10 protein-coding genes are annotated in these 12505 nt (G+C 51.5%); 5 read left to right on the top strand and 5 right to left on the bottom strand.

The genetic code is table 11. The annotated features are described in order from the left end of the window. Position 1 precedes the first annotated feature (1 nt). The gene (gene rfbC, locus P8T57_RS02485) at positions 2–565 is read right to left on the bottom strand and encodes a dTDP-4-dehydrorhamnose 3,5-epimerase (protein ID WP_341364467.1); all 564 of its coding nucleotides are present in this window, start codon (positions 563–565) and stop codon (positions 2–4) included. A gap of 437 nt (positions 566–1002) precedes the next feature. Between rfbC and groES the strand changes: the two genes are divergently transcribed. Then, positions 1003–1290: a co-chaperone GroES gene (gene groES / locus P8T57_RS02480; RefSeq protein WP_007090384.1), complete on the top strand. Its 288-nt coding sequence runs from the start codon at positions 1003–1005 to the stop codon at positions 1288–1290. Positions 1291–1349: 59 nt separating this feature from the next. Then, entirely contained in the window at positions 1350–3005 is a 1656-nt protein-coding gene (gene groL / locus P8T57_RS02475; protein WP_037990063.1) for a chaperonin GroEL, read from the top strand. Positions 3006–3127: 122 nt separating this feature from the next. On the opposite strand, the gene P8T57_RS02470 is transcribed toward groL, so the two are convergent. Further along, entirely contained in the window at positions 3128–4222 is a 1095-nt protein-coding gene (locus P8T57_RS02470) for an NADH:flavin oxidoreductase/NADH oxidase (RefSeq protein ID WP_341364466.1), read from the bottom strand. 308 nt (positions 4223–4530) lie between these two features. Between P8T57_RS02470 and P8T57_RS02465 the strand changes: the two genes are divergently transcribed. Next, positions 4531–5034, top strand: a complete 504-nt coding sequence (locus P8T57_RS02465) for an Hsp20/alpha crystallin family protein (protein WP_341364465.1) — start codon at positions 4531–4533, stop codon at positions 5032–5034. 81 nt (positions 5035–5115) lie between these two features. Here the strand turns inward: P8T57_RS02465 and P8T57_RS02460 are convergent, their stop codons facing one another. After that, entirely contained in the window at positions 5116–6219 is a 1104-nt protein-coding gene (locus P8T57_RS02460) for a PLP-dependent cysteine synthase family protein (RefSeq protein WP_341364464.1), read from the bottom strand. A 185-nt stretch (positions 6220–6404) separates the two neighbouring features. Here P8T57_RS02460 and fliN point away from each other — a divergent pair, with 185 nt between their 5' ends. Both fliN and P8T57_RS02450 read left to right on the top strand, forming a co-directional pair. Next, positions 6405–6707 (top strand): flagellar motor switch protein FliN, encoded by a 303-nt coding sequence (fliN, locus tag P8T57_RS02455; protein ID WP_007090379.1) that lies wholly within the window; start codon positions 6405–6407, stop codon positions 6705–6707. Between the two features lie 201 nt (positions 6708–6908). Beyond that, entirely contained in the window at positions 6909–8336 is a 1428-nt protein-coding gene (locus P8T57_RS02450; RefSeq protein WP_341364463.1) for a hypothetical protein, read from the top strand. 415 nt (positions 8337–8751) lie between these two features. On the opposite strand, the gene P8T57_RS02445 is transcribed toward P8T57_RS02450, so the two are convergent. Both P8T57_RS02445 and P8T57_RS02440 read right to left on the bottom strand, forming a co-directional pair. After that, positions 8752–11118, bottom strand: coding sequence for a heavy metal translocating P-type ATPase (locus tag P8T57_RS02445; RefSeq protein ID WP_074624822.1), 2367 nt, complete (start codon positions 11116–11118; stop codon positions 8752–8754). 42 nt (positions 11119–11160) lie between these two features. Beyond that, positions 11161–12498, bottom strand: a complete 1338-nt coding sequence (locus P8T57_RS02440; protein WP_341364462.1) for an APC family permease — start codon at positions 12496–12498, stop codon at positions 11161–11163. Positions 12499–12505 lie beyond the last annotated feature (7 nt).

The raw sequence follows: 12505 nt of genomic DNA, 5'->3' as shown, positions 1-12505 counted from the left end.
TTCAGTTTTCGTCTCTAACTGTTTCAAGATACTTTTTGAACGACATCGCATTGGTATCTTTGGCTGACAGTATCAGCTGGCTTTCATCCACCGGCCAGTTGATGCCAAGATCCGGATCGTTCCATAGAATAGCATGCTCGGCCGAAGGGGTGTAAGGCCTGCTGACTTTGTAGACGACTTCTGTGTCGGGGGCGAGCGTCAGAAAACCATGAGCAAATCCGCGCGGAACAAAAATCTGGTTCCAGTCATCGGCGTTGATTTCGGCAATAACCGATTTGCCAAGTGTTGGCGAATTGGGACGAATGTCGACGGCAACGTCTAGGATTCGACCGCGCAGAACCCGAACGAGTTTGTCTTGGGCATACGGTTCGCGCTGGAAATGCAGGCCGCGCAAAACACCGGGGCTTTTGGAAAAGGAATGGTTATCCTGAACGAAATCCTGCGTGATTCCGGCCTGTGAAAACTCCTCCTGATTATAGGTTTCGGAGAAGAATCCCCGCTCGTCTTCGAATTTTCTCGGGAAGAGCAGTTTGACCTCGGGAATTTCCAGAGATTCGATCTTCATAAAATCACCATTTGGGGATCCTAGTGGTCCAGTCGGGCTAATAACCTACAAGACGAATATCCTACTTAGCATAACTTATAAAGATGCGTTGGGGATTTGGTCAAATCAACGCCAATGAGTTTATGCTGGCGAATGAAGAATTTCGGAAATCGTGTCACAATATTGCCCTTTGTCATGTGAGGTGTCGCGTGATAGGCATGGCATCAGAAAATGATCGTGGCGCGGCGCGTGGGCGAAGCGCGTCGGCTTCATTCTCGCAAGTGCGAGAAAATCCCCAAAATCATGACATTTTTGCGTCCTTTTGTTCTCTTCTGTTGACAAATTCCGATGGCTTCAATACATGCTGTTAGCACTCGCTGGGGGTGAGTGCTAATACGGACTCATCCCGGTTAGTTTTGTACTTAATCGAGCCATACTTAAACACGGAGTTGTCTAACATGAAGTTCCGTCCGTTACATGATCGTGTGCTGGTCCGTCGTGTCGAATCCGACACCAAGACTGCCGGTGGCATCATTATCCCGGATACCGCGAAAGAAAAACCGCAGGAAGGCGAGATCATCGCTGTCGGTTCCGGTGTTCGCAAAGAAGACGGCTCGCTTGTCGCGCTTGACGTCAAGGCTGGTGACAAGGTTCTGTTCGGCAAATGGTCGGGCACAGAAGTCAAGGTCGATGGCGAAGAGCTGCTGATCATGAAAGAGTCCGACATTATGGGCATCATGGAATAAGTCAGCCTTTTGGTGACTTAAATCCACGTTCATCCGTCTCATAGAGAGGAAAGAATACTATGGCTGCTAAAGAAGTAAAATTCTCCACCGACGCCCGCGCCAAAATGCTGCGCGGTGTCGACATCCTTGCTGATGCCGTTAAAGTGACGCTCGGCCCGAAAGGCCGTAACGTTGTCATCGAAAAATCCTTTGGCGCACCGCGCGTGACCAAGGACGGCGTTTCGGTCGCCAAGGAAATCGAACTTTCTGACAAGTTCGAAAACATGGGCGCACAGATGCTGCGTGAAGTGGCTTCCAAAACCGCCGATCTGGCTGGTGACGGCACCACCACCGCAACCGTTCTGGCACAGGCAATCGTTCGTGAAGGCAACAAGTCCGTTGCTGCTGGCATGAACCCGATGGACCTGAAACGCGGTATCGATCTTGCGACGACCAAAGTAATCGAAGCCATCCAGAGCCGCGCTCGTAAAGTTTCGGGCAAGGACGAGATTGCACAGGTTGGTAACATTTCGGCCAACGGTGACCGTGAAGTCGGCGACATGATCGCTGAAGCCATGGAAAAAGTTGGCAACGAAGGTGTTATCACCGTCGAGGAAGCCAAGGGCCTGCACACCGAACTCGACGTTGTCGAAGGCATGCAGTTTGATCGTGGTTACTTGTCGCCGTACTTCGTAACCAATCCGGAAAAGATGGTTGCCGAACTCGACAACCCGTATGTTCTTCTGTTCGACAAAAAAGTTTCCTCGTTGCAGCCGCTGCTGCCGCTTCTGGAAGCTGCCGTTCAGTCGGGCAAGCCGCTTCTTATCATTGCTGAAGACGTCGAAGGCGAAGCTCTTGCGACCCTCGTCGTCAACAAGCTGCGCGGCGGTCTGAAAATCGCTGCTGTCAAAGCACCGGGCTTCGGCGATCGTCGCAAAGCAATGCTCGAAGACATTGCCATCCTTACCGGTGGTCAGGTTGTCTCAGAAGATCTTGGCATCAAGCTTGAGAGCGTTACGCTCGATATGCTCGGTACCGCGAAATCGATCACCATCACCAAAGAAGAAACCACCATCGTTGATGGTGCCGGTGAGAAAGCCCAGATCGAAGCCCGCGTTGGCCAGATCCGTGCACAGATCGAAGAAACCACTTCGGATTATGACCGCGAGAAACTGCAGGAACGTCTTGCCAAACTCGCTGGCGGTGTTGCCGTGATCAAAATCGGTGGCGCTTCGGAAATCGAAGTGAAAGAACGCAAAGACCGCGTTGACGATGCCCTGCACGCAACTCGCGCTGCTGTTGAAGAAGGTATCGTTGCTGGTGGCGGTACGGCTCTGCTGTACGCGACCCGCGCTCTTGACGGTCTTGAAGGTGTAAACCATGACCAGACCATCGGTGTCGACATCGTTCGTCGCGCGCTGCAGGCTCCGGTCCGTCAGATCGCTCAGAACGCAGGTGTTGATGGCGCAGTTGTCGCTGGCAAGCTGCTTGAGCAGGACGATGTTGAATTCGGCTTCGACGCCCAGAAAGGTGAATACACCAACCTGGTCAAAGCCGGCATCATCGACCCGGCCAAAGTTGTTCGTACTGCCCTGCAGGACGCAGCATCGGTCGCAGGTCTGCTGATCACCACCGAATGCATGATCGCTGAAAAGCCGGAAGATAAATCCTCCGGTGGCGCGCCTGACATGGGCGGCATGGGTGGTATGGGCGGCATGGGCGGTATGGGCTTCTAAGCCTTACCACCAACCGACCTTCTTGCTACGGAAAGGGTCTCGCATTTGCGAGGCCCTTTTTGTTTTTGTATCGATTGCGATAAAAATCCCCGCAATCAGATGAGTTGCGGGGATTTTTCAGATTAACCGAACAGCTTTTTAAGTGTGCGTGGCTGACAGCGCAGATACTGATTGGCCGCCTTGACCTCGGCACCAAGGCTTGCTGCCGCATGCCACGGCCAGCGCGGGTCATAAAGAATGCCACGCGCCAGCGCAATGGCATCGGCCTGACCGGTGAAGACAATGGCCTCTGCCTGTTCTGCTTCGGTAATCAGGCCAACCGCGATGGTGGTCATGCCGGTTTCCGATTTGATGCGATCTGCAAAGGGGACCTGATAGTTCGGGCCAACGGGGATATTCTGATCGATGTGAAGACCGCCAGATGACACATGGATAAAATCGCAACCGCGTTCCTTCAGGACACGGGCCAGTTCGATGCTTTGATCAATATCCCAGCCGCCTTCGACCCAATCAGAAGCCGAAATCCGAATGCCGACCGGTTTGGCTGGATCGAAAGCGGCGCGAACTGCGTCATAAACCTCGATCACGATCCGCATACGATTTTCAAGCGATCCGCCATAGTCGTCATCGCGTTTGTTGGAATGTGGTGAGAGGAATTGATGGAGCAGGTACCCGTGTGCCCCGTGAATTTCGATGGCATCAAGACCAAGTCGATCCGCGCGCTTGGCCGCATCGGCAAAGCCCTGAATGATTTCGCTGATGCGTGAGGTGTTGAGTGCCTCGGGTTCCGGGTCGCCTGCACGGAACGGAACAGCGGACGGGGCAACAACCTGCCAGCCATTTTCATGATCCGGTGCAATGGCGCCACCACCATCCCAAGGCTTTTCGCAGGATGCCTTGCGCCCGGCATGGGCAAGCTGGATGGCAATTGGCATGTCGGAATGGCTGCGCACAGCGGCTAGGGTCTTGCCAAGGGCTGCTTCGGTTTCATCGTCCCATAGTCCAAGATCGCCATAGGTAATGCGGCCTTCGGGTTCAATCGCAGAGGCCTCGATTATCAGAAGGCCGGCACCGGATTGGGCAAGATTGCCAAGTTGCATGTCGTGCCATGCCGTGGCTTTACCGTTATCGGCGGAATATTGGCACATCGGCGCGATGACAATGCGGTTTTCCAGTTCAAGCTTGCCAAGGCAGAGCTGCGTAAAAAGGTGGCTCATGGAGGTGTCCTGTATCAGTGGGGGCAGGGGGACTGCCGACAATGACATGAAGCTAGTTGGAAATTGCAGTTCGCGCCATAGGGATCCTAGGCTTTTCCGTCTTGTGGAATGGTCGGCCAGATAAGGACACCGATGAGGGCGAGATAAGGAGCGAAAAAATTTTCAAAAAAATGCGTCCACCTACTTGCGGAAAAATGACCCTGATCTATTTGTTGAATCGAAGGGCCATGGTGGCCTTGTACGCGTCAGGGTTGCAGCATGACTGGACCTGCGGCGCAAGAACTACCTGTCTGTTTAGGAGGGTAATTATGACTGGTCTTCAGACTGTAAATGGTACTGCTCGTCGTTTGGCTTCGCGTCCGGCATATGGTGATCCGTTTGGTGTTTTCGGACGCGATTTTGATCGTATGATCGGCTCGATCTTTGGACGTGACGGGCTTGTGAATTCAGCCGATACAAGTGGCAATGAAGCGCCGCAAAAGCTTTTGACCCCGCGTATCGATGTTCATGAGACCGATGGCAACATCGAACTTTCCGCCGAACTTCCGGGTGTTGAACAGGGCGATGTTGATGTCTCGGTGCTTGAAGGTGTCCTGACGATTACGGGTGAAAAGAAATCAACCCGTGAAAGCAATGATGGTGCGCGTGTTGTTGAGCGCACCTATGGCAGCTTCAAACGTTCATTCCGTCTGCCAGATACCGTCGATGCAGACAAGATTGCGGCATCGTTCAAGAACGGTGTCCTGACGCTCACTCTCCCTAAAGTAGCGGAAGTGAAGCCGGAGCCGCGCAAGATTGCGATTTCCGGGTAAGTTTTGCCTCAACCTTGATGAAGCACCTGAACGGGCGGAGAAATCCGCCCGTCTTTTTTGTCTGCGGTCGCATGGCGATGGTCAGTGAGCCGTGCAACAATCCATTGGCATTTCAAACACACCGGTTTTATCGAAGGCTTCGAGGGCGGCATGCCAAGGTGCAAGGTCGATACCCTGTCTGGCGATCCAGTCCGGGTTATAATAGGTGTCGCGATAGCGGTCACCGCCATCACACAGCAGGGTAACAACCGATCCGCTTTCGCCGGCCTTTTTCATCTGACTGATCAGTGACAGGGTGGCGATCAGGTTAGTGCCGGTCGACCCGCCGCAGCGACGGCCCATATGTTTTTCCAGATATTGCAGGGCGGCGAAGCTGCCGGCATCCGGTACGCGGATCATGTGATCGACGACGTTGGGGTTAAAGCTTGGTTCAACGCGCGGGCGACCGATGCCTTCGACACGTGATGCTTTTTGCCCGGTGATGTCGCATTTGCCGGTTTCATAAGCGTCATAGAAAACCGAGTTTTCCGGATCGGCGACGCAAAGTTCGCATCCCATGCCAAGGATCTGTCCGTAACGGATATAGCGACCGATGGTAGAAGATGTTCCACCCGTACCGGCACTAACAATGATCCAGCGCGGAACAGGGTGGGGTTCGCGTTTGAGCTGATCAAAGATGCTTTCGGCGATATTGTTGTTGCCTCGCCAATCGGTTGCGCGTTCGGCATAGGTGAACTGGTCCATGTAATGGCCGCCCAGTTCCCGCGCCAGACGTTGGGATTCGGCATAAATCTGGCCACTGTGATCGACCAGATGGCTTTCGCCGCCATAAAAGGCGATCTGATCGATTTTCTGTTGCGATGTGGATTTGGGCATCACCGCAATAAAGCGAAGCCCCAGAAGGCGGGCAAAATAGGCTTCGGACACGGCAGTGGAGCCGCTTGATGCCTCGATGATCGGGGTGTCTTTGGATATCCAGCCATTGCAAAGGCCATACAGGAACAATGAGCGCGCCAGGCGATGCTTCAGGCTGCCGGACGGATGGGTCGATTCATCTTTGAGGTAAAGCCCGATGCCATCAAGTGACGGCAGATCAAGACGGATCAGATGGGTGTCTGCAGACCGGTTGAAGTCGGCTTCGATGATGTTGATGGCATCAGCCACCCATTGGCGATCGTAGCTCATGAAAAGTCCTGCTATTTCTGTTTGGCGCTGGTGACGCGGATCGTTGAAGATTTCTTCATGTAGGCGATTATTATACATAAAACTACCGTAAATTTTGCGAATAAGCTTGCTAACACTTTTTTCAAAGCTAACCTCTAGAATAGAGTTTCGCGATTCTTCCATTTTATCCGGGTGATCTGGTTACCATGGCTAAAAACGACGACGATCCTTTTGCCAAACGTCACGCTGCATCTGAAATCGGGGCGGCGTATGATGTGCCGGTACGCGTATCTACCGTGATCGGCAAAAGCCAGATTCAGGTTGCACAATTGATGCGCCTGACCCGCGGTGCGGTTCTTGAACTGGATCGCAAAGTGGGGGAGCCGGTTGATATTTACGTCAATAACCGGTTGGTGGCACGTGGGGAACTCGTTGTCGTGGATGAAAACCTTGGTGTAACGATCACCGAAGTTGTTAAATCCGGCACCATTATCGAGACCCATCACTAAGAGATTTTCCAAAGAACTCGGCGATTTTGCAAGCCACCGGATTATTGACGGCCGGTGGTTTTTATTTTTCCCGATGTTGGTTGGAACCGGTGTTGCTGTCTGTGCGTTCTGGAACAAATGCCGATACTGCCTTTAACCTGCCATTTTGTGGTCAAAGGCTGTGTCTTATGTCCCGCTTTTACGCACAACGAGGACAATCTCATGATCAATATTCTGACATCCGGGTTGCTGGCCTTGATCGGACTGGCACTTGGTGCCGGGGGCGTCTGGCTTATTTTGCTGGATGGTAGCTGGTATTATGCATTTGCCGGATTGGCATTTCTGATTGCCGCGGCTCTTTCATTCGCAAAACGACCTGTCGTTTTACCGTTTTACGCACTTTTCATGATCGCAAGCCTTGGCTGGGCCGTTTGGGAAGTCGGGTTTGACTGGTGGCAGTTGGGACCGCGCGGTGGTTTGATTGTCTTGATCGGCCTTTGGCTTGCCATGCCTGCCTATCGCAAGACGCTTCTGGTCGGACAGCCAGTGCCGGAAGTCAAACCAACACGTTCGTTCGTGCTGGAGGGCAGCCTTGTCCTGGCGATTGTTGTTGCGGTGTATTCGATGATGAATAACCCCCATGCAATCGAGGGCCAGTTAAACGACAGCCCGGTTGTTTCCAATCCTGACCTGGGCGGCGATGTTCCGGCAGGTGATTGGCATCAATATGGACGGACACCGTTCGGGCAACGTTATTCGCCTCTTGATCAGATCAACACCGATAATGTTGCGACACTTGAACAGGCGTGGGTTTTTCAGACCGGCGATGTCAGGCGGTCCGAAGACGTGCCTGAAACGACCTATCAGGTGACCCCTCTTAAGATCAATGACACGCTTTATCTGTGTACGCCACATAGCTGGGCAATGGCGATTGATGCCAAAACCGGGCAGGAAAAATGGCGGTTTGATCCGGAAGTTCCCGATAATACCGACCGGCAGCACCAAACCTGCCGAGGAGTGACATTCTATCAGGATACCGCGATGTCAGCAGATGCATCGTGTGCCGCACGGGTGTATCTGCCGACGTCGGATGCGCGACTGATTGCCCTTGATGCTAATAACGGCGAGATTTGCGCCGACTTTGGTGATCAGGGAACCGTCCATCTGGAAGAGGGCATGCCCTACAACCCGGCCGGATATTATTATTCTACCTCGCCGCCGGTTGTTGCTGATGGCAAGATCATTATTGGCGGCGCGGTGAATGACAATTATTCGACCAAATCCCAGTCGGGTGTCATTCGTGCCTATGACGTCAATAGCGGTGAGCTGGTGTGGAACTGGGATTCTGGCAATCCGGAACAGACCGAACCGATCCCCGAAGGTCAGACCTATACCGCGAATTCACCCAATAGCTGGTCAGTGTCGAGCGCAGATGAGGAGCTCGGCATGATCTATGTGCCGCTGGGCAACAAGGTGCCCGATCAATTGGGGATGGGTCGTAGTGAAGAGGTTGAAACCTATTCATCATCCATCGTCGCGCTTAGCCTAGAAACCGGACAGGTCCAGTGGGTGCGCCAGACGGTGCATCACGACCTTTGGGATATGGATGTCCCGGCACAGCCCGCATTGTTTATATTACATTTAATATAGTTCGTTATTATTCAGAGCTCTGATTTAAAAGAGTAAATACAAGTATATTATTATTTTTGTTCATACAAAAACTGTTCAGTCAAATTGTATAGGCGGTTAGAAGATAAATGCATCAACACTGACTCGATGAAAATAGATTGGCCAATTGATGATGATCGCATGTATGTAACCCTACAATGTAAATATACAGGATTGCATCTATCGGTGCGTAAACTCGAAATTATCAAGGTGAAAATAGATTTCTGGCTACCAAGTGTAAAAAGCCGACAGATGAATTTTGGGAACGGATCAGAAGAGATTTAAAGTTCTGAGTGCTGGCTGGTATGTCATTTAAAATGGGCGAGGGGTGAACTGTCTTGTATTAAAGTCAGCCTTGTCTGGTTCACCCCTCGCCCAATCAGTCAATATTGGGATGCTAGTAACTTGCTCGACGTAACCTCAGTGCATTCGCAATGACTGATACCGAGGATAAGCTCATGGCTGCAGCTGCAAACATTGGTGAGATGAGAATGCCAAAGAACGGATAGAGCAGACCCGCAGCAACAGGCACACCGGCTGCGTTATAGACCATCGCAAAGAAGAGGTTTTGCCGGATATTGCGCATCGTTGCTTCCGAGAGTTCTCGGGCTCTAACAATCCCGCTCAAGTCACCTTTGACGAGGGTGAAACCAGCACTTTCAATTGCAACATCAGCGCCCGTACCCATCGCAATTCCGACATCAGCCTGAGCAAGAGCAGGGGCGTCGTTGACGCCATCACCTGCCATGGCTACCTGATGGCCTTCAGCCTTGAGTTCCATAATTAAATTGGCTTTGTCTTCTGGGGAGACATCGGCCCGAATCTCGTCAATGGAAAGTTTATTGCCAACGGATTTTGCTGTTCGTTGGTTGTCACCGGTTGCCATGACGATTCTGAAGCCTTGCTTCTTGAGCGCCTTTAAAGCCTCCAACGTCGTGTCCTTGATCGGATCGGCTACGGAAATGAGCCCGGCAATTCTTCCATCAATAACGACATGCATTACCGTCTCCCCCATATCTCGCCGATCATTTGCTGTTTTATCAACAGCAGAATGATCGATATTGAGAGTCTGAAGGAGTTTACTATTACCTAGGGCAACCGACTTGCCATCCACCTTTCCGGTGACGCCCTGACCGGTTACAGCTTCAAAGTCCTCTGCCTTATCAAGGGACAAGCCGCGCTCCTGAGCAGCACTAACAATGGCGTCAGCCAATGGATGTTCGGATCCTTTTTCGAGCGCCGCAGCGACAGAGAGAACTTCCTCCTCCTGATAGTCTGATTGAGCGATTACACCTGCTAGTTTCGGTTTACCCTCTGTCAAAGTCCCGGTTTTATCGACGATGAGCACATCGACCTTCGCTAATCGCTCCAGGGCCTCTGCATTTTTAATGAGCACACCAATTTGCGCACCACGACCGGTAGCGGTCATGATTGACATTGGTGTTGCCAAACCAAGAGCGCAAGGACACGCAATGATCAGAACAGCGACTGCTGCGACAAGCCCGTATGACAATGACGGATCTGGTCCCCAGATGGCCCAAGCGACGAAGGCAACTAAAGCAACCAGGATAACAGCAGGCACAAACTTGCCTGCAACCGTGTCTGCAACCTTTTGGATTGGCGCTTTGCTTCGCTGAGCATTAGAGACCATATCAACGATTTGGCTCAAGACAGTATCTTTGCCAACCCGTTTGGCTTGGATAATCAGGCTGCCATTCCCGTTGATTGTTGCTCCGGTTACATCATCATCTGGATTCTTTTCAATTGGAACGGGTTCACCCGAGATCATGGATTCATCAACTGACGATCGTCCTTCAACGACAACGCCATCGACAGGTATCTTGTCACCTGGACGAACTCTCAAGCTCATTCCGACGGTCACATCTTCAAGAGGAACTTCCCGTTCAGAACCATCATCTTCAATAATGCGGGCTGTTTTTGCAGCAAGACCCAATAACGCCTTGATTGCCGAACCGGTTCGTTCCCGAGCCCCCAATTCCAACAGTTGGCCAAGAAGCACAAGTACAACGATGACAGCTGCAGCTTCGAAGTACACACCGACATGTCCCTGTGCATCTCTGAATCCATCAGGAAAAATGTCAGGAGAAATCACTGCGACGACGCTAAATATATAAGCTGCGCTAACACCCATCCCGATCAATGTGAACATGTTGAGAGAACGGTTCACCACAGAATTCCATCCACGAACCATGAAAGGGAAGCCAGACCACAGGACGACAGGCGTTCCAAGAATTAACTCAACCCAAAGAGTAACGCGTTCTCCAATCATTTCTCGGATGAAACCCAAACCAACAAAGGGCCCCATCGTTAGGACAATCAGCGGCACCGTAAGAGCTGCGCCTAACCAGAATCTCTTTTTGAAGTCTTGAATCTCGGGGTTTGGTTCCTCATTTTCTGTTGGTATATCCATCGGTTCCAGTGCCATTCCGCAGATCGGACAGGAACCAGGTTCGGATCGTATGATCTCCGGATGCATCGGGCAGGTGTAGCGGCGAGAAGCGGATGACGAAGCGCTGTTTGCAGCAGATGTCTCTTCCTTTGCGGATAATACGCTTTCAGGAGAGCTATCGAACTTGCTCTTACATTTCTGGGAACAGAAGTAATATGTCTCATCGCCGTACGGTGAGCGTGGTGTATCGGAATCCAGCGTGACCGACATGCTGCAAACAGGATCGGTTGCATGTTCTGCTTGATCCGACGTTCTGTGATTATGCTGGTGCTTTTTATGATGATGCTCAGACATGGTCTGCTTCCTGCTGTTATGCCTCAATGTCACTGCGGTTTATCAATGTCCTGAGTGATCGTGACTGTGCGCCTTGGCCGATTGGTTTATCCGGTTTGACAGGAACCAACGTTCAAAAATGAACACAGCAACAATCATCAAGGTTGCAATGAGAACAATGGATGGGTCGCTTTGCAATTTCATGCCGGCGAAAACGAGCAATACGATGATGTCAAAGACAATCGCTGTAATCATAACAAAGCCGCGTGCACCTATTTCCTGCCGTAGATACTTAAAACATCCCCAGTGGATGAGCACATCCATGACGAGATAGAAAAACACTCCAAGTGAAGCGATCCGGCTTAAATCAAAAAAGATTGTCAACAGCGCTGCCACGACAACCGTGTAAACAAGCGTGTGGTCTTTGATTGAACCGGACATTCCAAAATGACTGTGTGGGATCATCTCCATATCAGTCAGCATCGCGAGCATTCTTGAGACAGCAAACACGCTTGCAAGTAAACCGGAGGCCGTCGCAACGACTGCGAGCAGCACAGTCAGATAAAATCCGATGGGCCCCAATGCTGGCTGTGCAGCTTGGGCGAGGGCATAGTCTTTGGCTTGTATCAGTTCATTCAACCCAAGACTTGAGCCAACAGCGAGCGCCACGAGAATATATACGACAACGCAAATCAGGATTGAGAACGTAATCGCACGACCTACATTCTTATGAGGGTTCACGATTTCAGCACCACTGTTTGTGATCGTTGTGAACCCTTTGAAGGCCAGAATTGAAAGAGCAATTGATGCGACAAAACCGGCCAATGGAAAGCTCGCGCCGTCGGGTGATGAGGGCTCGAATGAATATCCACCAGCCCAAAGAGCTGCAATTGCAAACAATGCAATCCCGCCGATCTTCAAGCCAGCCATAACCATTGAAAACAGGCCAACCGATTTGTTGCCAGCTCTGTTGACAGCATATGCAAAAATGATCAGGCAGACACCCAAGATCGGTATCAGAACTTCAATATCTGTCAGGTCAAAAGCCCGCAAAACATAGGTTCCGAATGTTCTTGCGACCAAACTCTCGTTGATGACCATCGAAAAGGCCATCAGCAATGCTGCGCCACCTGCTATGGCTCCCGGCCCGTATGCTTTTTGAAGAATCATTCCAATCCCGCCCGCTGACGGGAAGGCGTTTGACATCTTGATGTAGGTATAAGCACTAAAAGCAGTGACAAGTGCGCCAAACAGGAACGACAACGGGAACCACTTTCCTGCAAGTTCGGCAATTTGTCCGGTCAAAGCAAAAATTCCTGCTCCGATCATAACACCGGTGCCCATGGATATGGCGCCAAGGAGCGAGATACTGTTTTTTTTGTATTCTGACTGATGGTCCATCCCTGCC

The sequence above is a fragment of the Thalassospira sp. SN3W genome (genome assembly GCF_038070535.1).
Taxonomy (GTDB): Bacteria; Pseudomonadota; Alphaproteobacteria; order Rhodospirillales; family Thalassospiraceae; genus Thalassospira; species Thalassospira xiamenensis.
This window is presented reverse-complemented; position numbering and strand designations above follow the sequence as displayed.